This is a genomic window from Mycolicibacterium brisbanense (assembly GCF_001570425.1).
Classification (GTDB): domain Bacteria; phylum Actinomycetota; class Actinomycetes; order Mycobacteriales; family Mycobacteriaceae; genus Mycobacterium; species Mycobacterium brisbanense.
Window position 1 is genome coordinate 57,137 of the sequence record NZ_BCSX01000028.1, and the last position, 21,443, is coordinate 78,579.

Consider the following 21,443-nt stretch of genomic DNA (forward strand, 5'->3'; position numbering starts at 1 on the left):
CATGCACTTATCATTGTGACCGATCCCACCGCCGGCAGGCGCATGGTTAGCTTCGACCATGCGCATCGACGGCCAGCAGCTTGCCGCGCTGGCCGCCGTGATCGAGTCGGGCAGTTTCGAGGCCGCTGCGGGCCGGCTGCACGTCACGCCCTCAGCGGTGAGCCAACGCATCAAAGCCCTGGAGCAGCGGGTCGGCCAGGTCCTGGTGGTTCGTGAAAAGCCTTGCGTGGCAACTCCGGCCGGAGTTCCGCTGCTGAGACTCGCGGCGCAGACCGCAATGCTGGAGGCGGAGGCGCTGGCCGAGATGAGTGGCGACGCGGCCCCGTGGACCCGGATTGCGCTGGCCGTCAACGCCGATTCGATGGCGACCTGGTTCACCACGGTGCTGGCACGCCTGCCCGGTGTGCTGTTCGACATCCGCATCGAGGATCAGGATCACTCGGCGCAGCTGCTGAGAGAAGGCGTCGTGATGGGCGCAGTGACCACCGAGCGCAGGCCTGTGCCGGGCTGCCGTGTGTACACCCTTGGCGCCATGCGGTACGTGCCCGTGGCCACCGCCGACTACGTCGAGCGATATTTGCCGCACGGGTTCACCGCGGCGGCCGCCTCGCAGGCACCGTCACTGGCGTGGAACCGGGCTGACGCGTTGCAGGACAGCTTGGTACGCAAGGTGTTCCGCAAGGACATCGTCCGGCCGACGCAATTCGTACCGACCGCAGAGGGTTTCGCCGCAGCCCTGCGGGCCGGTCTGGGCTGGGGCATGTTTCCCGAGGAGCTCGTCGAGGCGTCCTGGGTCCCGATCGCCCCACAGCATCTCGACGTCCCGCTCTACTGGCAGTGCTGGAAATTGGACAGCGAGGTGGTCTCGACCGTCACCGAGGTGATCCGCGCGGCCGCGGCGAGCCTACGCGCGCGCCGATAGCGGCGAGGACGGCGCCGCGTCGTCCGCTGCCGCTCGGCCCCACCGTCCGGCCAGGGCGGCGCAGGTGGCGAGCTGGATTTGATGAAAGATCATCAGCGGCAACACGATCAGTCCAACCGGATGACCGGCGAACAGTACCGTGGCCATTGGCAGGCCGGTCGCCAAGCTCTTCTTCGAGCCGCAGAAGATGACCACGATCCGATCGGCACGGTCGAAGTGCAACAGTCGTGCCATCCCCGCGGTGATGCTCAACACGACGGCCAACAGCACGACGCTGACGGCGATGACGGCGGCGATGCTGGAGACTTTCATCCCGGTCCAGATGTGCTCGGCCATACCGGCACTGAACGCCGCGTACACGACCAGATACACCGAGCCGCGGTCGACGACCTTGGTGAGCGTTGTGTGCGATAGCAGCCGGCGCAATTTCGATCGGAGCACCTGCCCGGCGACGAACGGCACCAGCAGCTGCAACACGATCTCCAGGATGGAGGTTGCCGAGACGGTCGCGCCGCCGGTGGTCTGCATGAGCAGGGTCACCAGCAGCGGGGTGATGAGGATGCCCAGCATGTTCGACGCCGACGCGCTGACGACGGCCGCCGCGACATTGCCGCGGGCGATGGAGGTGAAGGCGATCGAGGATTGCACCGTGGACGGCAGCAGGCACAAGAAGAGCATGCCGATGTAGAGCTCATCGGTGAGCACCGACGGGACCAGCACCCGCATCGCCAGTCCCAGCAGCGGGAAGAGCACGTAAGTCGCGGCCAGGACGGTGGTGTGCAGCCGCCAGTGCTTGAGCCCCTCGAGTGCCTCCCGGGGTTCCAGGCGCGTGCCGTACAAGAAGAACAGCACGGCGATGGCGACCTTCGTCGCCCACTCCAAGACGTTCGCGGCATCGCCGCGCGCAGGTACCAGCAGACCGATGGCCATCGAAGCGACCAGGCCGAGCAGGAACCCATCGATGCGGAGTTTGGCGAGCACCGGTTCACCGTACGGCGATCGGCACTCATAGCAGAAGTCGATGAAGTCGATATATCTAAACGGGTATCGTGATTAATGTGTTCGACCCGGAGTTGCTGCGGACCTTCCTCGCAGTCGAGCGGGCAGGCGGTTTCACCGCAGCCGGACGCGTGCTCGGACTGCGGCAATCGACGGTGAGCGGCCATATCGCGCGATTGGAACAGGCCGTCGGCCGCGAACTGATCCGGCGGGACACCCGCAACCTGGCATTGACCGCCGACGGCGCCGCCATGGTCGGTTTCGCCCGTCGCATCCTCGACGCGCAGGCCCAGGCCGACCGATATTTTTCCGAATCCCGACTCACCGGCTTCATCCGGCTCGGCGCGTCCGATGACCTGGTGGCGCGCGAATTGCCCGACGTGCTTGTCGAATTCCAGCGGTCCTATCCGGGCGTGGATCTCGAGTTGGTCGTGGGTCTGAGTGAGAACCTCAAAATCCGCATGGCTGCAGGTGAACTGGACATGATGGTGGCCAAGCGCCTGCCCGGTGACCGGCACGGCCGGCTTTTGTGGCGCGACCGGTTGGTGTGGGCGGGACGGCCCGGCCTGAGCGATATCGCCGATCCGGTTCCCGTCGTGACCTATCCGACGCCGAGCCTGACGCGTCGTGTCGCGCTGCGTGCGCTGGAACGTGAGCGCCGCGCCTGGCGGATCGCGTGCGTGAGTGACAGTCAACTGGGTCTGCAGGCAGCGGCACTCGCGGGGCTCGGTATCGTCCCGCATGCCGAAACCCTGTTACCGACAGGCCTTTTCCCGGTCGATGACGATCGGTTGCCGGACCTCGGTGAACTCGAATTCGTATTGCTGCGCAGACGTACCGAGCCGTCGGAGCCCGAGCAGGCGCTCTACGACGCGATCGTCGACGGCGCGAACCGCATGCACCGATGAGGCCCTATCCGTTGCTGTAAACCCGTGTGGGCGCGATGAGTACGGCGGTGCGGCCCTGTTCGACCATCACCCGGTCGTAGGTGTCCCAGTCGTCGTGCGTGCCGCCGGCGGCGGTGAAGATATCCCGCAGCAGCACACGCAGCCGTTCCGGGTCCAGCCAGGGTTGCGGATCGTCGGGACCTGCCAGCTCGGCATGTCCCTCGACGGTGGCTCACTGCCAACCATTGCGGAACGTCACCGAAAGTTGCGGCCTGGCACGCAGATTTGCGAGTTTGACCCGGCCGTACGTGACGAATCCGAGGACGGGTGCCGACGTCGCCGGGTGCGCCAGCACGCCGGCATTGACCAGCGTGGACTGGATGGTCGCGTCAGCGCGCAGTGTCGACACCACCGCCAGACCGTGGTCGTCGCGGGCCAGAGCAGCGGCCTCTTCCAGTGTCGGCATGCGTGCTCCCCTCGTCTCAGCCCACCGGCACCACACCTCGCGGCAAGATGAGCGGCAGGTCGTTGTACGTGACGATACCCGGCGCGGCCGACACGACAGCGGGGATCGCATTGAGTGGTGGGGTGGCCGTCATGATGTGGCCGAGCACCATGAACTCCTCGAGCGTGGTGGCCTCGAAGTCGGGCGGTGGCAGGAAACCGACTTTCATGGTGACCGTCGGACGCCCGGCCACCTCGATCACCCAGCCGTCCTGATCGATCTGCCAATCCGGTTGCAGTGTTTGCCCTTTGCGCCACCGCACGTTGATCTCGACGCGCGTCACACCCCCGACCACCCCCTTCCAGCTGGCAGACACACCCGCCACACACCCCGCCGGAATGGTCCACGAGCCGAGGTCGAGATCCTCGGTGGTCTGGGCGTACTCGGCATCGCAGCGAACTTCGTCGAGCTCGATGCCGAGGGCATCGGCGACCATGCGCACGGCTTCACCGAACACGCCGGTGCCGTGTGCTGTCATGGCCTGCAGGTCGGGATGGTCGATGGGCTGACCGAAGCCGACCGGTTTCTCGGTGGCGGGCGAGTCGTAGAACGTCGTATCGGCCGCCTCGTTGACGGTGATCTTGTCCACCCGGTCGCAGATGCCCGCGGCCACCACCGACAGCTGGTTGACATAGCCCGGGCTGATGCCGGATCCGAACATCGTCGCGCCTCCACGCCGGCATGCGTCGGCAATGCGATCCCGCCCGTCGCCCTGGTTATGGCCGGTGATGAACGAGGCGGTGGCGACCACGTTGATGCCCGCCTCCAGGATGCGGACCAGCTCGTCGACGTCGATCCACATCGGGTTGTAGACCACGACATCGGGTTTCAGTGCGAGCAGCGCATCGATGTCGTTGGTCGCACTGACGCCGAGCCGTTCGATCCCGCAGAGTTCGCCGACGTCGCGGCCCGTCTTGTCGGGCGACCATGCGTAGCAGCCGACGAGTTCGAGGGTGGGGTTGCGCGCGATGGCCGCCACCGAGCTCTTGCCGACATTGCCCGTCGTCCACTGGACCACCCGATAGCTGCCTGACACCTGATCGGCCCCTTCCGTCGGCTCCAGTGGTAGTTTTCCACGGCCGTGAGAAAAAGGGAAGGCCTGGGTGTGTCACCGACGGTGCCACTACTGTTGCCGCAATGACCGCCCGATCAGGTGACCGTGGGAGCGCCGAGGACACCCGACGGCGCCGCGGTCGGCCGCGTCGCATCGATCACCAGCAGATCGTCGCTGCGGCACGCGGTATCGCTCCCGAGGACTTGACCATGCAGGCCGTCGCCGACGCGCTCGGCGTGGACCGCACGGCGCTGCACTACTACGTAGGCGATCGTGACGGGCTGCTGGAACTCGTCGTCGCGGACCTGTTCGAGACCGAGATCCGGGCGCTCGAGCTGCCCGATGAGGTCGATTGGCGAGAGACGTTGCGGGCCTACGCCAACGCGATCCGCCACGGCGTCCTCAAACTCGGCGCAACCGGAATGAGCTTCCGGCTCAGTGGTATTGGCGGCGCGGCGAGTCTCGGGCTCGCCGAGCGTGTGCTGCGGTCGCTCACCGGCGCCGGCTTCGGTGTCGATGACGCCGGACGAATCCTCACGCTGGTGTCCGGCATCGCGCTCTCGGCAGCCCACGACGTACTCGGATCCGCGGATTCCCGGCGGCACCATCAGAACCCGGAGGTCGCCAGGGCACTCAAAGAGCTGCCGGCCGAGGACTTCCCGCTGCTCGGCACCGTCAACGCCCGACGTGCTGCGGCCGCGGCCGACGACCGCGACTTCGAATTCAACCTCGGGGTGATCATCGCGGGCCTCGAACACGCCCTCGACGACTGACGCGGACTACTTGGCGCGCAGCGCCAACCGCTCGGCGTTGTCAATCAGAATGCTCTTGCCCTGCACGCGAATCCAGCCACGCTGAGCGAAATCGGCCAGCGCCTTGTTGACCGTCTCGCGGGAGGAGCCGACCAGCTGGGCGATTTCCTCTTGCGTCAGTTCGTGGTTGACCCGCAGGGCATTGCCTTCGCGGCTGCCGAACCGCTGCGCCAGGTACAACAGCTGCTTGGCCACCCGTCCCGGGACGTCGGTGAAGATCAGGTCGGACAGGTTGTCGTTGGTGCGGCGCAACCGGCGGGCCAGCACGCGCAGCAGCTGCTCGGCGATCTCTGGCTCCTCGGCGATCCAGGACTGGAGTGCCGCACGGCTCATCGACACGGCCGACACCTCGGTGAGGGTGGTGACCGTGGAGGTACGCGGGCCGGGGTCGAAGATGGCGAGTTCGCCGAACATGTCCGACGGACCCATCAGGGTGATCAGGCTTTCGCGGCCGTCGGTGGTCCGGCGCCCGATCTTCACCTTGCCGGAGATGATGATGTAGAGCGTGTCGCCCGGTTCGCCTTCGACGAACACGGTGCGCCCGCGGGGGAAGGTCACCGGTTCGAGCTGACGTGCGAGCGTCTCGATGGCTTTGGGCTGCAGGCCCTGGAAGATACCGGCACGGGCCAGGACCTCGTCCATGCCGCCCCCCTTCAAATAATCGCCTCAGGCGTCACCGTCAATTTCGTACCCTACCGGGGGCGCGGATTTCCCAACGTGACGGATACCACTTTAGCTGACCGGTTTTCCGGTCCTTGTGTCACTGGGGGGCGACGAGGCCGGTGTCGTAGGCGTGGATGATCGCGGCGGCCCGGTCACGCAGGTTCAGCTTGACGAAGATTCTGCCAATGTGGCTCTTGACAGTGAGCCCGGAAATGCTTAGTTCATCGGCGATCTCGGAGTTCGACCGCCCCTTGGCGATGAGGGTCAGGACGTCGAGTTCACGCGCCGTGAGGTCGTTGACCGCGGTGGCGCGCGGTGCCGTCGCGGCTTTGCGGTAGGTGCTGAGAACCCTGGATGTGACGGCCGGGTCGAGGTAGCTGTGCCCCTGCGCGACCGCCCGGACAGCTCGAATCAGCTCTTCGGCGGAGGAGTCCTTGAGCACAAAGCCTGCGGCCCCGGCCCGAAGCACGCCGGACAGCAGCTCGTCGTCGTTGAACGTGGTCAGGGCCAGTACGGGCGGACCCGACTGCGCAGTGAGAAGGCGCGTGGCTTCGATGCCGTCGACGCGTTTCATCCGGAGATCCATCACGACGACGTCGGGGCGGTGCCTGTCGACGGCGGCGGGCACCTCGTCACCGTCAGCGCATTCGGCGACGATGGTGAACCCGTCCTTGCGGCGCAGAATCCGGCGGAGCCCGGAGCGCACCAGGTCCTGATCGTCGACGAGCACGACCGCGATCTCGGGTGCCGGATCGGTCATGACGGTGCCAGAGGGCAGGACGACTCGGCGGTGCCGAGCGGAATGTTGGTGCGTACCGCCCAGCCGTCGGATGTCGGGCCGACGCTGATGATGCCGCCGAGCTGCCCGACGCGCTGTCGCATCCCGCGCACACCGCGACCTTCCGAACATCCGGCCGTGACCGCGACCGGCAGCTGGTTGACCACGTCAAGTGTTACCGAGGTGCGTGAGATGGTCAGCGTCACAGATGATTTCGCTTCAGGCGCGTGCTTGGCGATATTGGCCAGCGACTCCTGGGTGATGCGGTAGAGGGCCAGGCCGACAGCGGGGGAGACCTGCGTGGTGCGTCCGCCGGCGGTGAACTGCACGGTGAGGCCGGCGCGGACGAAGTCGTCGATCAGCCCGGAGATGTCGTCGATGCCCGGCTCAGGCGTGGTGCCCATCGGTGCGCTGTCGAGAAGCCCGACCGTGCGGCGGATGTCGGCCATCGCCTGGCGGCCAAGATGTTCGGCCTGCTCGAGCGCGTCGACGGCGTCATCGACATCGCGGTCCTGCTGCAACCCGCGGCGCGCACCTGTGATGTGCAGCAGCGTCACACTCAGCGAGTGGGCGATGACGTCGTGCACTTCGCGGGCGATCCGGCGCCGCTCGTCGGCTGCGGCATGGGCGGCCAACGCTGCCTGGGCATGCTGCTGCTGCTCCATCAACACGGTCTGCACGCGCATGAGATAGCCCACCAGCCAACCCATTCCGAGGATGCCGAGGTAGAGCGGAAGGTTGTCGAGCCTGTGCAACGCAGCCGCGGTCAACAGCAGAGCGGCGGCGGACACCGAGGACAGACACCCGCCCGCAAACCCCGTCAACGACGTCACCTCGCCCACCATCAACACCGCCAGCAGGGGAGCGAAATCGTTGGCGACCGGCGTGGACGTCGCAAAGAGGAGCAACGCGGTGCCTGCCGTCCAGGCCACCCCCACCATCGGCGCCTTGAACTTGGCACCCGTCGCGTAGACCTGCACGAACGGGGCGACCGCCAGGGCGAGTGCCAGCAGGGACACCGCAAGATCGGCGCTGGGCCGCTGCACGGCGGCGACCACTGCGGCGCCCACCACGGTGGCGTCGACCGCTATGACGGACGCCCAGTTGTGGCCGACCGGGATCGACTCGCCTTGCCTGCGCATCTGCTCGCGCACGGAGCGCGCCATCGCACTCAGCATGTTCCGATCGTAGAAGCCCGGGTCGCCGGTTCGCATCATGCCGCGGGGGTATGGACGTGTCCTACCACGGTCGTAGAGCTACAGCCGCAACATCTCGCGGCCCATCGCGGCGTCCTCGATGAAGTCGAGTCGGTGCGGTCGGTGGTACTCGGGTTGCGGCTTCGCGATCAGTGCGGGGGCGAGCAGCCAGGCGCGTACGGCCGCCATGATCCGCCGCGATCGGTCGGTGATCGGGTGCGGCCTGGTGGCAGGTATCGCGATCGGGACGGCGCGCGGCAATGCACGTGCGACGACCGCCATCTGGTGGGCTGGTGAACGTTGTGCTTGCGTCATGGTTTGACGCTATGGAGCCGAGGCGGTCTTCCACATCGCGCTGCTGTCCGATCTTGATGTGCTACCGCAGTAGGAGATCGGCAACCGACCGCAGCACCAGATTCAGGAGTGCTTGTCCTTCTTGCCGAATGGCAGCACGTGCATGATCGCGACCACGATGCCGCCGACCACCAAGCCGATGACAGCCGATGCCGCGGTGTTGACCAGCCACGCCGCGACGCCACCGAGCCCCGCCGCATTCGCCAGTGCGTGATGCACGAATTCCTCTGCGTGGTGCACCAACCCGTACGGGCCATGCCAGCCAAGGGTATTGGTGCCCGCGAGCAGGATGTGACCGCCGACCCACAGCATCGCGACCGTGCCGATGGCCGACAGCGCGGTGAGCAGCTTGGGCATACCGGCGACCAGGCCACGCCCGATCCACTTGGCGAACCGCGAATTGCGTTGTGTCAGAGCCAGACCGATGTCGTCCATCTTCACGATGCCTGCCACTACGCCGTACACCGCGGCGGTGATCACCAGGGCGACGATGGCCAAGATGATCAACCGGGGGAAGAACGGTTGGTGGGTAACCTCATTGAGGGCGATGACCATGATCTCGGCCGACAGGATGAAGTCGGTGCGGATCGCGCCGGTCACCATGTAGCGCTCGGCGTCCCCGCCGACCGCGCCTGCGGGCGCATCGTGATGGTCGCTCCCGTGTTTGGCGACGTAGCCCCAGACCTTTTCGGCGCCCTCGAAGCAGAGGTAGGTCGCACCCAGCATCAGGATCGGGGTCAGCAACCACGGCGCGAACTGGCTGAGCAGCAAGGCCACCGGCAGGATGAACACGATCTTGTTGCGCAGCGAGCCGATCGCGATGCGCTTGATGACCGGTAGCTCGCGATCGGCGGTGATGCCGTGTACGTACTGAGGCGTCACCGCGGTGTCGTCGATCACGACACCGGCGGCCTTCGCGGTGGCTTTCCCCGTCGCGGCGCCGATGTCATCGATCGAGGCCGCGGCCAGACGTGCCAACGCCGCGACGTCGTCGAGCAAACCGAACAGGCCGGCGCTCACTGCTTGTTCTCTTCGCGCAAGCGGCTCATCGGCGCGTCTCCATGAGCCTGAACATTACCTGTCAGTGCATGCCGATGAGCGACTCGATCCAGCCGCGAGCGAAGTACAGGATGAAGCCGGCCGCGACGATCCACAGCAGCGGGCTGATCTCCCGGGCCTTGCCCGCGGCCGACCGCAGCACGGCCCACGCGACGAAGCCGACGCCGATGCCGTTGGCGATCGAGTAGCTGAACGCCATGGTGGCCACCGTGAGGACGACCGGCAGCGCGATCGAGAACTCGGAGATATCGATGTGACGCAGGTGCGACACCATCATCGCGCCGACGATCACCAGCGCCGCGGCGGCGACTTCCGTGGGCACGATCGAGGCCAGCGGCGAGACGAACATCGCCGCGAGGAACAGGGCGCCGGTGACGAGATTGGCCAGCCCGGTGCGGGCGCCCTCCTCAATACCCGCGCCCGATTCGATGAATACCGTGTTGGACGACGCGGACGACGCACCGCCGACGACGGCGCCTGCGCCCTCGACGATCAGCGCGGACCGCAGACGCGGGAAGGTGCCCTGGGCATCAGCCAGACCGGCCTCGCGGGACAGTCCGGTCATGGTGCCCATGGCGTCGAAGAAGTTGGCGAACACCAGCGTGAAAACCAGCATGATGGCGGCCAGCGCGCCGATCCGGCTGAAACTGCCGAGGCTGAATGCGCCGACGAGCGACATGTCGGGCAGCGCGAACGGAGATCCGGACAGCGACGGTACCGACAGACCCCAGCCGCCGTGGTGCTCGGTCGCCGACCCCAAGTGCCAGATGGCCTCGACGATGATCGCGATCACCGTGCCCGCGGCCAGCCCGATCAAAATGCCGCCGCGTACCCGCCGGGCCACCAGGATGCCGGTGATCAGCAAGGTCACCACGAACACCACGGTGGGCACGGTGTTGATCGAGCCGGTGCCGCCGCTACCCAGGCCCACCGGCGGTGACGGGTGTCCGGTGGAACCCACGAAGCCGGCGTCGACGAGGCCGATGAACAGGATGAACAGCCCGATGCCCGCTGTGATGGCGAGCTTGAGCTGGATGGGCACGGCGTCGAAAACCAGCCGTCGCAAGCCGCTCGCCGCCAGCAGCACGATCACCAGGCCGTTGATGACGACCAGACCCATCGCCTCCGGCCAGGTCACCGAGCCGACGACCGTGGTGGCCAAAAACGAGTTGATGCCGAGGCCTGCCGCGAACGCGAAGGGCATCCGCGCGATGACGCCGAACAGGATCGTCATCACGCCGGCGGCCAGCGACGTCGTCGCCGACACTTGCGCGAACGTGAGCTTGTTGCCTGCCACGTCGGGAGCGCTCGAGAGGATGACGGGGTTCAGCACGATGATGTAGGCCATCGCGATGAACGTGACGACGCCACCGCGTATCTCGGCGGAGACACTGGAGCCGCGCGCCGAGATTTCGAAGAAGCGATCGAGGCGGTTCATAGCTGATGACCCTAAAGTCGGCGGCCGCCGCTCGCTCAGCATTGCCCCGACTGCGTTGCCCGTGCCGCGCCACGGAACGCCTTGACCTCAAGTTGACTTCAGGTGCCATGCTGCGGTCATGACAGTCGGATGGCCGCCCGTAAAACTCGCTGCGGCGTCGGGAAACCAGCACGAATCCGGGGGTAAACCCCCTGGGAGTGGGTTTCGGCGCGGGATAGCTTCGGGTTACGAAGTGGCCAGGACCGGATCGACGACAAACGGCAGGAGCGGGGCCATGCCAGTCACCAAGCCAGTCCCTATGAGCGTGCGATTCGAGCGCGATGCGCTGCCCCTGTTGGACCAGCTCTACGGGGTCGCGCGCAAGTACGCGCGTAGCGCCGCCGATGCCGAGGACCTGGTGCAGGAGACAATGCTCAAGGCCTACGCCAGTTTTCACACGTTCGAAGAGGGCACCAATATCAGGGCGTGGCTGTTCCGGATCCTCACCAACACGTGGATCAACTCGTATCGCGCTGCCCAGCGCAGACCCGACGAGGTGCTGGCCGACACCGTTACCGACGCGCAGTTGGCCGCTGTGGCAGCACGTTCGACGGTCGAGTTGGCGTCGGCGGAACTCGCCGCGCTTGAGTCGCTAGGCGACGACGAAGTCTGCCGGGCCGTGCAGTCCCTGCCGGAGTTTCAGCGGATCGTCGTCTACTACGCCGACGTTGTGGGCTTCCGGTACAAGGAGATCGCCGAGATCCTGGACATTCCGGTGGGCACTGTGATGTCCAGGTTGCACCGCGGCCGGCGCGAATTGCGCGGCTTGCTTGCCGAGATCGCCGTTGCCCGTGGCTATGTCGGCCGCGACGGCTCTGCGGGAGCGGCAGCCTAGCTCCCTGGCCGCCCGGTCGCGGCCGAGGATTGTCCGGTGAATCGGGAAGCCGGGCGCGCCTGCCCGTGTTGTCACGTGATTGAGGCACGGCTCAGTGGAGCGGATAACCCGGCTTAGGTGTAAGGTTTTTCCGGCTGTACATAGTTATTCGAACTAATTCGCTGAGCGTTCGCACAGTTCGGGTGATGTCGGGAGGTATGGGTGGTGGCGAGTCGCATCGCGCGAGTGTTCAAAGTGCTGTGGATACCGCTGGTCCTGATCGTCGTGTTGGCGATCTCGGGTCTGGCGGTGTCCCGACTGCACCGGATGTTCGGCTCCGAAGATCTCAACGCGAATGCCGGTGCCGGCATCGAGATCGTGCAGTTCAACCCCAAGGTGCTGGTGTACGACGTGTACGGGCCGGAGGGGTCGACCGCGACGATCAGCTACTTCGACCCGGACGCGAAAATCCACGAGGTCAACACCACCCTGCCGTGGTCGGTCACGTTGTCGACCACGCTGCCGACGGTCAGCGCCAATCTCATGGCCCGCAGTGACAGCAACCAGATCGGCTGTCGCGTCACGGTGAACGGGACCGTTCGTGAAGAGCAATCCGCCGATGGCATCAATGCCCAGACCTACTGCTTGGTGAAGTCCGCATGACAGACATCCAAACCGCAGAACCTGCTCAGCCTGCGCACGCCAAGAACGCCCGAGGGCATCGGCCCTACTTCGCGCACGCGATGCGCATCCTGGCTGTGCCGATCATCCTGTTCTGGGTGGCGTTCGCGGTCGTGGTCAACGTGATCGCGCCGCAACTGGAGGTCGTCGGCGAGGAGCACTCGGCGCCCATGGCGCCGGCCGATGCGCCGTCGATGATCGCGATGAAGCGGATGGGCGCGAACTTCCAGGAGTTCAACTCCAACAGCACGGTGATGATCGTCGTGGAGGGCCAGAACGCGCTGGGCCCGGAAGCGCACCGGTATTACGACGAGATCATTCGCAAGCTGCGTGAGCATCCCGACCACATCCAGCACATCCAGGACTTCTGGGGTGACACGCTGACAGCCGCGGGAGCGCAGAGCGCCGACGGCAAGGCCTCGTACGTGATGCTCAACCTGGCCGGCGAGCAGGGGCAGACCCTGGCCAACCAGGGCGTGGACCTGGTGCGCGAGGTCATCAAGGACACCCCGGCCCCGCCGGGCGTGCAGGCCTATGTGGCCGGGCCGGCGGCCCTGACCGACGATCTGCACGTCATCGGTAACGCCAGCCTCGGCCAGATCACCCTGTACACGCTGGTGGCGATCGCGGTGATGCTGCTCATCGTCTACCGGTCGATCCGGACGACCCTTGTCCAGTTGCTGCTCACTGCGGTCGGCCTGCTGAGCTCCCGTGGTGTGGTGTCGGTGCTCGCCACGCATGATGTGTTCGGCCTGACGACGTTCGCCGGGAACATCCTCACGATGCTCGCCATCGCGGCGGCGACCGACTACGGCATCTTCCTGTTCGGCCGCTACCGCGAGGCCCGCGGCGCCGGCGAGGAACGAGAAGACGCGTACTACACCACATTCAAATCCGTGTCACCGGTCATCATCGGTTCCGGCCTGACGATCGCCGGGGCGACGTACTGCCTGAGTTTTTCGCGGCTGCCCTACTTCTCCACCATGGGTGAGCCTGTCGCGATCGGCATGATCGTAGTGGTCGCGGCGGCGGTCACGATGGGACCGGCGGCGCTGTTCCTCGGGACCCTGGTCGGCCTGTACGAGGCGAAAAAGCCTCCGAAAGGCCGGTTCTGGCGCAAAGTCGGGACCGCCGTCGTTCGTTGGCCCGCGCCGATCCTGGTGGCCAGTGCGTTCGTGGTGTTGATCGGTCTGGTGGCCGTTCCCGGCTACAAGCCGGCGTACAACGACCGCTGGTATCTGCCGACCGACGCGCCGGTGAACATCGGGTTCGCCGCCGCAGACCGGCATTTCACCCAGGCCCGGATGAATCCTGACATCCTGATGGTCGAGGCCGACCACGACATGCGCAATCCGGCAGACATGCTCGTGCTCGATCGCGTGGCCAAGAACGTGTTGCGCACCCACGGGATCGCGATGGTGCAGAGCATCACGCGTCCACTGGGAATCCCCATCCAGCACAGCTCGATTCCGTTCCAGACGAGCATCCAGGGCCAGACGCAGAATCTGAATCTGCCGTTCCAGCGGGAACAGTTGGCAGACCAGCTCAGGATGATCGACGCCACGAACGTGTCGATCTCGATCCTGGAGAAGCAGTACCAGCTGTCGCTCGAACAAACCAAGCTCACCCAGGATTCGGCGGCCAAGTCGCAGGAACTCCTCGCCGTCACCGAGAAAATGCGAGACAACATCGCGAATTTCGATGACCAGTTCCGTCCGCTGCGCAACTACTTCTACTGGGAACCGCACTGCTTCGACATTCCCATGTGTGCCGCGACGAGGTCGATATTCGATTCCCTCGACTCGATCGACGAATTGACGGACAAGACGGCCTCGGTGCAGGTCAATACCGACCAATTGGCAGACCTGGCACCGAAATTGACCGCGCTGCTACCCCAGACGATCGCGTCGATGAAGACCAGCAGGGATCTGTCGCTGGCGTCGTACAACTCGCAAAAGACGCTGCTCGACCAGATGCAGGCGATGAACGACACCGCCCTTGCGATGGGGCAGAGCTTCGACGACGCCAAGAACGACGATCTGTTCTATCTACCGCCCGAGGCGTTCACCAACCCCGACTTCGAACGCGGTCTGAAGATGTTCCTGTCCCCGGACGGCAAGTCGGCGCGGATGTTCATCACCCACCAGAGTGATCCGGCGACGCCGGAAGGCATTGCGCGCGTGGATGCCGAGCGGACGGCCGCGCAGGAGGGCCTCAAGATGTCCTCGCTGTCCGACGCCAAGATCTACCTGGGCGGCGTGGCGGCGACGTACAAGGATATGAGCGACGGGGCTCGTTACGACCTGATGATCGCGGTGGTGTCGGCGCTGACCCTGATCTTCATGATCATGCTGATCCTCACCCGCAGTGCGGTTGCAGCCTTGACGATCGTCGGCACCGCGGCCAGCTCGATCGCGGCGTCCTTCGGTATCTCGGTGTTGTTGTGGCAGGACCTCTTCGGCATTCATGTGCACTGGCTGGTCATGTTGATGTCAGTGATCATCCTGCTGGCGGTCGGATCGGACTACAACCTGCTGTTGGTGTCCCGGTTCAAAGACGAGATCCATGCCGGCCTCAAGACCGGCATCATCCGCTCGATGGCCGGCACCGGCGGTGTGGTGACCTCGGCCGGTCTCGTGTTCGCCGCAACCATGGCGGGGATGATGGGCAGCCAACTGATCGTGTTGGCCCAGATGGGTTCGACCATCGCGATCGGTCTGCTGCTCGACACCCTGATCGTGCGGTCCCTGCTCATGCCGTCGATCGCGACGCTGCTGGGCCGGTGGTTCTGGTGGCCGCAGGTCGTCTACCCCCGCGGTGACTACCACTTCCGCAAGTACGAGCCGCGTCGTCAAGACCCCGGCAAGGACGACGACACGGTTTCCCTGCCGGCTCAGGTGTAGCGCTGCGGTTGCCCGCCGCACGGGCAACCGCAGCACGACTGCTCAAATAGCCGATCTGGGTCGAATACCTTGTCGAGCAAGGCTTCCCGGCACGGCTCAGGGTCTGGGTCCCCGTTGGTAGATGGCCTCACTATTATTTCGTGATCGGACCCCTCGACCGCCGCTGGCCGGGCGGCTGGGCGCCACGAGAAACGGACGATGGTGCGGATGACGAGTGCTGGCGGGGGACAACTGCTGCGGGGGCGTGCCGCGGAATGCGAAACGCTGCGCGGCGTCGTCTCCGACGCGCGTTCCGGCATCAGCCGGACGCTGGTGTTGCGTGGTGAGGCCGGGGTCGGCAAGACGGCGTTGCTGGACTACGCCATCCGCCAGGCCTCGAGTTTCCGGATAGCCCAGGTGTCCGGAGTGGAATCCGAGATGGAGCTGGCCTTCGCCGGGCTGCAGCAGTTGTGCACGCCGCTGCTCGGGCACATCGACGAGTTGCCCGAACCGCAACGCAACGCCGTGTCGGTGGCGTTCGGACTCGGCGTCGGGCCGACCCCCGACCGCTTCCTGGTCGGGTTGGCCGTGCTGAGCCTCATGGCCGCAGCAGCCGACGACCGGCCGCTGTTGTGTGTGATCGATGACGCACAATGGCTCGACCAGGCATCGGTGCAGACGTTGGGGTTCGTGGCGCGCCGAATGTTGGCCGAGCCGGCGGCCATGATCTTCGGAGCGCGCGATGGCGTCGAAGACTTCCTGAGCGGCCTGCCGGAGTTACGGGTCACCGGCCTGCCCGACAGTGACGCACGGGTGCTGTTGGAATCGGTCATGTTCGGTGGGATCGACCCACGTGTCCGCGACCGTATCGTGGCCGAGACAAGGGGAAACCCGTTGGCGCTCTTGGAAGTGCCGCGCACCATATCGGCGGCGGAGATGGCAGGCGGCTTCCGGCCCGCCGCCGTGCGGCTGCCTGCCGACCGAATCGAGAACGGCTTCGTTGAGCGGATCAAGGCCTTGCCGCCGGACACCCGGCGGTTGGTATTGGTTGCGGCCGCCGAACCGGTCGGTGACGCCGCGTTGTTTCTGCGTGCCGCCGAACACCTGGGTATCGCGGCCGATGCGTTGATCCCCGCCGAGGATGCCGGGATCGTCGAATTCGGTCCGCGCATGCGCTTCCACCATCCGCTCGTGCGTTCGGCCGCCTACCGCGCTGCGGACATCGGCGAGCGTCGCGACATCCACCGCGCCCTGGCGCAGGCCACCGACTCGGCCATCGACCCCGACCGCCGGGCCTGGCACGCCGCAAACGCCACCGCGGGGCCCGACGATGCCGTCGCGAAGGAACTGGAAGCCTCGGCCTGGCGGGCCCAGAGCCGCGGTGGTATCGCCGCGGCCGCGACCTTTCTGGAGCGCGCGGCCATTCTCACCGCTGACGCCGCGTTGCGCGGCTCCCGTGCCATCGCGGCCGCCCAGGCCAAACGCGATGCCGCGGAGCTCGAAACCGCTTATGAACTCCTCGCTTTGGCTGAGCTGTGCCCACTGACGGAGCTGCAACAAGCCGAGGTCGGACGGTTGCGAGCACAGATGGAGTTCACGCGAAGCCGCAGCGGCGCCGCTGACGCACCGCAACTCGACCAGGCTGCGGCTGCGCTGATCGACGCCGCCACCCGACTGGAAAGCCTGCACGGTGAACTCGCCAGGGAGGCCTACGTCGAAGCCTTCGCTGCGGCGATGTACGCCTCACGCAACCGGCCCGACGCGCTGACGCGGGTGGCGACAGCGGCCCGCAACGCCGTCGACCGGGTTCCGGATCTGCGGCATCCCGTCGACCTACTGCTCAGTGGCATGGCCTATCGCGTCACCGACGGGCTGGCTGCCGGTGCCCGCCAGCTACGTGCCGCACTCGAAACCTGGTGCACGCCAGGCGGCCCCGATGACGATGCACAGGCACTGCGGTGGATGGCGCTGGCATACCCCGTGGTCCACGAATCCGCGGCGGGCGAGCTGTGGGACGACGATCTCCTCGACCGGATGTCCGGCGCGATGGTTCAGCGTGCGCGTTCTGCCGGCGCGTTGGCACTGTTGCCGCCTGCCATCGCATTCCGGGCCGGGGTGCACGTCATGGAGGGTGAATTCGCCTCGGCCACAGCACTTATGGAAGAGGCCGACGCGATCTCGCTGGCGATCGGACATCAACCGATGCGCTACCACAAGGTGGAACTGGCCGCCTGGCAGGGTGACCTCGCGGTGGCGAGCGGCCTGATCGAAGCGGGCACCGCCGAGGCAGCAGCCAAGGGGGAGGGCCGCCTGGCCGGCGTCATCGGCTACACCGCGGCGGTCCTCTACAACGGGCTGGGGCGGTACGAAGAGGCAATGGCCGCCGCCACCGAGGCGTGCCGGTTCGATGACCTGGGCTTCTACGGCTGGTGCCTGCTCGAGCTCGCCGAAGCCGCTGCCCACACGGGCGACCGCGCAGCCCTCTCGATGGCGGTGCGACGCCTGGAGGACGGCGCGGGCGTCAGCGGAACAGATTGGGGGCTGGGTGCTTTGGCGAGCGCGCGGGCCATGCTGGCCGATGATGCCGAGGCCGACGCGCTGTTCACCGAGGCCGTCGAGCGGCTCGGGCGCACCAGGGTCCGGTCGCAGCTGGCCCGCGCGCACCTGCGCTACGGGGAATGGCTGCGGCGCAAGAAGCGTCGCGGCAGCGCCCGCGAACATCTCGGCACCGCCCATGACATGTTCACCGGGTTCGGGGCCCGTGCGTTCGCCGAACGTGCCCGCCGCGAACTCATCGGCACCGGCGAGAAAGTGCGAAAGCAGGCCATCAGTTCCGGTGACGAGATGACATCGCAGGAAGCGCAGATCGCGCGGCTGGCCCGCGACGGACTGACCAATCAGGAGATCGGCGCGCAGCTGTTCATCAGCACTCACACCGTCGAGTGGCACCTGCGCAAGGTCTTCGTCAAACTCGGCATCAGTTCCCGCAGACAGCTGCGTACGGTCTCCTGGCCGCGCTGAGTTCTCGCCGTTGCAACTGACCGCGACATTGTCACGTGACGTCTTGCTCGCCCCGGCGGGGTCCGCCCGCCGACGGGCGACCGGTACCCCCTGCGCCCCCCGGAACCGCCGCTGTTAGATAGCGCTCGTTTTCCGGGAAACGGGTGCAATACACGGCCGCTGGCGGAGGATCGGGGGCATGGACCGAGATAGCGGACGTACCAGAAGGCTGCGGGTCTCCTCGCTGGCGGCGGTGGCCAACCCGTCGTACTCGCGGATCGACACGTGGAACCTGCTCGACGATGCCTGCCGGCAGCTGCTTGCCGTGCACCGCGCGGGTCTGGACACCAAGCATGAGACGGTTCGGGTGAAACGGTTGCTGGACCGGCTCAGCGCCTACGAACGGTACTGGCTGTATCCCGGTGCGACGAAGGTGGACGAGTTTCGCGGCTACCTGGGTGATCTGGCGACAGAGCTGCTCAGTGACGAGGTGTCGCTCGCGGTCCGGTTGCTCTCGGATTACGGCGACCGCGCGGCGTTGTTCGACACGTCCTCGTCGCTGGCCGAGCAGGAGCTCGAAGCGAGAGTCAAGCGGCAGCAGTACTACACGGTCCTGCTCGCCGACGACTCGACATCGACAGGCCCGGAGGGGCTGGCCGAGAGCTTGCGCGCGCTGCGCAATCCGGATGACGATGTGCAGTTCGAGCTGCTGGTGGTGCCCAGCGTCGAGGATGCGATCACCGCGGTCGCGCTCAACGGCGAGATCCAGGCGGCGATCATCCGTCACGATCTGCCGCTGCGCTCGAAGGACCGGTTGCCGGTCATGGCGCGGCTGCTCGGCGCCAACGACGTGGCCGTGGCGACCGACCGCACCCACGACTGGGTGGAGTGTGGAGAGTGGATCCGGGAGCTGCGCCCGCACATCGACCGGTATCTGGTCACCGACGAGTCGATCGCATCGCCCGGCGAGTACGAGCCCGACATCTATCACCGCACGTTCTACCGGCTCAACGACGCCACGGACCTGTACAGCACGGTGATGGCAGGCATGCGCACCCGGTTCGCGACCCCGTTCTTCGACGCGTTGCGCGAGTTCGCGCAGTCGCCGGTCGGGCAGTTCCACGCGCTGCCGGTGGCCCGGGGTGCGAGCATCTTCAACTCGAAATCACTGCAGGACATGGGTGAGTTCTACGGCCGCAACATCTTCATGGCCGAGACCTCGTCGACCTCGGGTGGCCTGGACTCGCTGCTGGACCCGCACGGCAATCTCAAGAAGGCGATGGACAAGGCCGCCAAGACCTGGAATTCCAACCACACCTATTTCGTCACCAACGGCACCTCGACGGCCAACAAGATCGTCGTGCAATCGCTGGTCCGGCCCGGCGACATCGTCCTCATCGACCGCAACTGCCACAAGTCGCACCACTACGGTCTGGTGCTGGCAGGAGCGTCGCCGCTGTATCTCGATGCCTACCCGCTGGAGTCGTTCGCGATCTACGGCGCGGTGCCGTTGCGCACCATCAAGCAGACCCTGCTGGATCTGGAGGCGGCCGGGCAGTTGCACCGGGTGCGGATGTTGCTGTTGACCAACTGCACCTTCGACGGCGTCGTCTACAACCCGCAGCGGGTCATGGAAGAGGTGCTGGCGATCAAGCCCGACATCTGCTTCCTGTGGGACGAGGCGTGGTACGCGTTCGCCACCGCGGTGCCGTGGTCACGTGGCCGCACCGCGATGATCAGCGCCGAACGGCTGGAGACCATGCTCGAATCGTGCGAGTACGCCGAGCGGTACCGGGCCTGGTGTGCGGAGATGAAGGGCGTCGAGCGCAGCGAGTGGGTCAACCGCCGGCTGCTGCCCGACCCGAAGAAGGCCAGGGTGCGGGTGTATTCGACCCATTCGACCCACAAATCCCTCTCGGCGCTGCGGCAGGCGTCGATGATCCACATCCGGGATCAGGACTTCAACACCCAGAGCCGGGATGCGTTCGGCGAGGCGTTCTTGACGCATACGTCGACCTCACCGAACCAACAGCTGCTGGCATCGCTGGACCTGGCTCGGCGCCAGGTCGACCTGGAGGGCTTCCAGCTGGTCCGGTACGCCTACAACATGTCGCTGGTGTTCCGGCACCGCGTCCGGATCGACCCGTTGGTGAAGAAGTGGTTCCGGATCCTCGACGAGTCCGATCTGGTTCCCGAGCAGTTCCGGCCCTCGGAGGTGCGGTCGTACCGACAGGTCAGCCAGGGCGCGTTGGAGGGCTGGAACGAGGCGTGGCGGTCCGACGAGTTCGTGCTCGACCCCACCCGGCTCACGTTGTTCATCGGCAAGACCGGGATGACGGGTTATGACTTCCGGGAAAAGGTGCTGATGGACCGGTTCGGCATCCAGATCAACAAGACCTCGATCAACAGTGTGCTGCTGATCTTCACGATCGGTGTCACGTGGTCGAGCGTGCACTATCTGCTCGATGCGCTGCGCCGGGTCGCGACGGATCTGGATCGGCAGTTCAGCACGGCGAGCAAGGCCGATCGGGCACTGCTGGCGCGCCGGGTCGAGGAGATCACCGAGGATCTTCCGCCGTTGCCGGACTTCAGCGAGTTCGACATCGCGTTCCGGCCTGACGCGGCCAGCTCGTTCGGTGACATGCGCTCGGCCTTCTACGCCGGATACGAGGAATCGGACCGGGAGTACGTGCCGCTCGGTGCCGCGGGCAGGCGCATCGCGGAGGGAAAGACGTTGGTGTCCACCACATTTGTGGTTCCCTACCCGCCGGGCTTCCCGGTGCTGGTGCCGGGACAGGTGGTCTCCAAAGAGATCCTGTACTTCCTCGCCCAACTCGACGTCAAGGAGATCCACGGCTACAACCCCGATCTCGGGCTGTCGGTGTTCACCGAGGAGGCTGTCGCGCGGCTCACCGCAGCCCGGCTCGGCGGTGGCACGCATGCGGTAGACCGCCTGCCCGAGACCGCGTTGGACGTCAGTTGAGTGCCCGCATCGAGATGATTGGCGAACACCCGACGGGGTCGTCAAATACCTGTCACGATGACTGCCATCGGGGCGATCATTTGGACAAGTAGGAGCATCCCATGGCCAAGCGCACCACGACGTTGCTGTCCGCCGGTTTATTTGCGGCCGCAACGGCATTCGTACCGCTGATCAGCGCACCGACGGCCGGAGCCGACGTATGTGCGGGGGCCGACGGGCGGCATTTCGCCGCGGGCGGCTGCACCAACATCGCCGGTGACGTCGCCACCGGTGCGGCCATCGCCGCGGCTCACGTGCCGTACGTGCCCGGCGAGATCCCGTGCTACACGGTCGAAGGCGTGCCGTACTACACGCCGCCGGGCGACCCCTGCTGAGAC

Annotated in this window: 16 protein-coding genes and 2 pseudogenes; 9 read left to right on the forward strand and 9 right to left on the reverse strand. The window is 66.1% G+C overall.

Going from position 1 to position 21,443, the window contains the following annotated elements:
• The first annotated feature begins 58 nt into the window (after positions 1-58).
• On the forward strand, positions 59-922 hold the full coding sequence (locus RMCB_RS16805) for a LysR family transcriptional regulator ArgP (protein WP_062829679.1): 864 nt from the start codon (positions 59-61) through the stop codon (positions 920-922).
• On the opposite strand, the gene RMCB_RS16810 is transcribed toward RMCB_RS16805, so the two are convergent.
• Complete coding sequence (locus tag RMCB_RS16810) at positions 905-1,903, reverse strand: bile acid:sodium symporter family protein (RefSeq protein ID WP_407662128.1); 999 nt, start codon at positions 1,901-1,903, stop codon at positions 905-907. The genes RMCB_RS16805 and RMCB_RS16810 overlap by 18 nt on opposite strands.
• Positions 1,904-1,974: 71 nt before the next feature.
• Between RMCB_RS16810 and RMCB_RS16815 the strand changes: the two genes are divergently transcribed.
• Positions 1,975-2,829 (forward strand): LysR substrate-binding domain-containing protein, encoded by an 855-nt coding sequence (locus RMCB_RS16815; protein WP_029368579.1) that lies wholly within the window; start codon positions 1,975-1,977, stop codon positions 2,827-2,829.
• Positions 2,830-2,833: 4 nt separating this feature from the next.
• Here RMCB_RS16815 and RMCB_RS16820 read toward each other — a convergent pair.
• Together RMCB_RS16820 and RMCB_RS16825 are read right to left on the reverse strand one after the other, a co-directional pair.
• Positions 2,834-3,274: pseudogene (locus tag RMCB_RS16820) on the reverse strand (TIGR03618 family F420-dependent PPOX class oxidoreductase).
• Between the two features lie 16 nt (positions 3,275-3,290).
• Positions 3,291-4,349, reverse strand: a complete 1,059-nt coding sequence (locus RMCB_RS16825; protein WP_062829680.1) for an NAD(P)H-dependent amine dehydrogenase family protein — start codon at positions 4,347-4,349, stop codon at positions 3,291-3,293.
• 101 nt (positions 4,350-4,450) lie between these two features.
• Here RMCB_RS16825 and RMCB_RS16830 point away from each other — a divergent pair, with 101 nt between their 5' ends.
• Positions 4,451-5,140, forward strand: coding sequence for a TetR/AcrR family transcriptional regulator C-terminal domain-containing protein (locus tag RMCB_RS16830; protein WP_062829681.1), 690 nt, complete (start codon positions 4,451-4,453; stop codon positions 5,138-5,140).
• Between the two features lie 6 nt (positions 5,141-5,146).
• Here RMCB_RS16830 and crp read toward each other — a convergent pair whose 3' ends face one another.
• The 6 genes from crp to RMCB_RS16860 form a co-directional block, all read right to left on the reverse strand.
• Positions 5,147-5,821, reverse strand: a complete 675-nt coding sequence (gene crp / locus RMCB_RS16835; RefSeq protein ID WP_029368573.1) for a cAMP-activated global transcriptional regulator CRP — start codon at positions 5,819-5,821, stop codon at positions 5,147-5,149.
• 118 nt (positions 5,822-5,939) lie between these two features.
• Positions 5,940-6,602: a response regulator transcription factor gene (locus tag RMCB_RS16840; protein WP_062829682.1), complete on the reverse strand. Its 663-nt coding sequence runs from the start codon at positions 6,600-6,602 to the stop codon at positions 5,940-5,942.
• On the reverse strand, positions 6,599-7,798 hold the full coding sequence (locus RMCB_RS16845) for a sensor histidine kinase (protein WP_062829799.1): 1,200 nt from the start codon (positions 7,796-7,798) through the stop codon (positions 6,599-6,601). The genes RMCB_RS16840 and RMCB_RS16845 overlap by 4 nt, the downstream gene beginning before the upstream one ends.
• 78 nt (positions 7,799-7,876) lie before the next feature.
• A complete protein-coding gene (locus RMCB_RS16850) occupies positions 7,877-8,131 on the reverse strand; it encodes a hypothetical protein (protein WP_131805545.1) in 255 nt (84 codons plus the stop codon).
• A gap of 102 nt (positions 8,132-8,233) precedes the next feature.
• Positions 8,234-9,190, reverse strand: a complete 957-nt coding sequence (locus RMCB_RS16855) for a DUF808 domain-containing protein (protein WP_062829684.1) — start codon at positions 9,188-9,190, stop codon at positions 8,234-8,236.
• Positions 9,191-9,251: 61 nt separating this feature from the next.
• Positions 9,252-10,667, reverse strand: a complete 1,416-nt coding sequence (locus tag RMCB_RS16860) for an NCS2 family permease (RefSeq protein ID WP_062829685.1) — start codon at positions 10,665-10,667, stop codon at positions 9,252-9,254.
• 274 nt (positions 10,668-10,941) lie between these two features.
• Here RMCB_RS16860 and RMCB_RS16865 point away from each other — a divergent pair, with 274 nt between their 5' ends.
• The 6 genes and pseudogenes from RMCB_RS16865 to RMCB_RS16890 all read left to right on the forward strand — a co-directional run bounded on the left by RMCB_RS16865 (position 10,942) and on the right by RMCB_RS16890 (position 21,440).
• On the forward strand, positions 10,942-11,541 hold the full coding sequence (locus tag RMCB_RS16865) for a sigma-70 family RNA polymerase sigma factor (protein WP_072278493.1): 600 nt from the start codon (positions 10,942-10,944) through the stop codon (positions 11,539-11,541).
• Positions 11,542-11,745: 204 nt separating this feature from the next.
• Entirely contained in the window at positions 11,746-12,183 is a 438-nt protein-coding gene (locus tag RMCB_RS16870; protein ID WP_029368561.1) for an MmpS family transport accessory protein, read from the forward strand.
• Positions 12,180-15,104 (forward strand): MMPL/RND family transporter, encoded by a 2,925-nt coding sequence (locus RMCB_RS16875; RefSeq protein WP_201028309.1) that lies wholly within the window; start codon positions 12,180-12,182, stop codon positions 15,102-15,104. The genes RMCB_RS16870 and RMCB_RS16875 overlap by 4 nt, the downstream gene beginning before the upstream one ends.
• 207 nt (positions 15,105-15,311) lie before the next feature.
• Positions 15,312-18,104 (forward strand): helix-turn-helix transcriptional regulator, encoded by a 2,793-nt coding sequence (locus RMCB_RS16880; protein ID WP_062829801.1) that lies wholly within the window; start codon positions 15,312-15,314, stop codon positions 18,102-18,104.
• Positions 18,105-18,282: 178 nt separating this feature from the next.
• A pseudogene (locus tag RMCB_RS16885) lies at positions 18,283-21,006 on the forward strand (aminotransferase class I/II-fold pyridoxal phosphate-dependent enzyme); the annotation flags it as partial.
• Positions 21,007-21,167: 161 nt separating this feature from the next.
• Positions 21,168-21,440, forward strand: a complete 273-nt coding sequence (locus RMCB_RS16890; RefSeq protein ID WP_029368555.1) for a hypothetical protein — start codon at positions 21,168-21,170, stop codon at positions 21,438-21,440.
• Positions 21,441-21,443 lie beyond the last annotated feature (3 nt).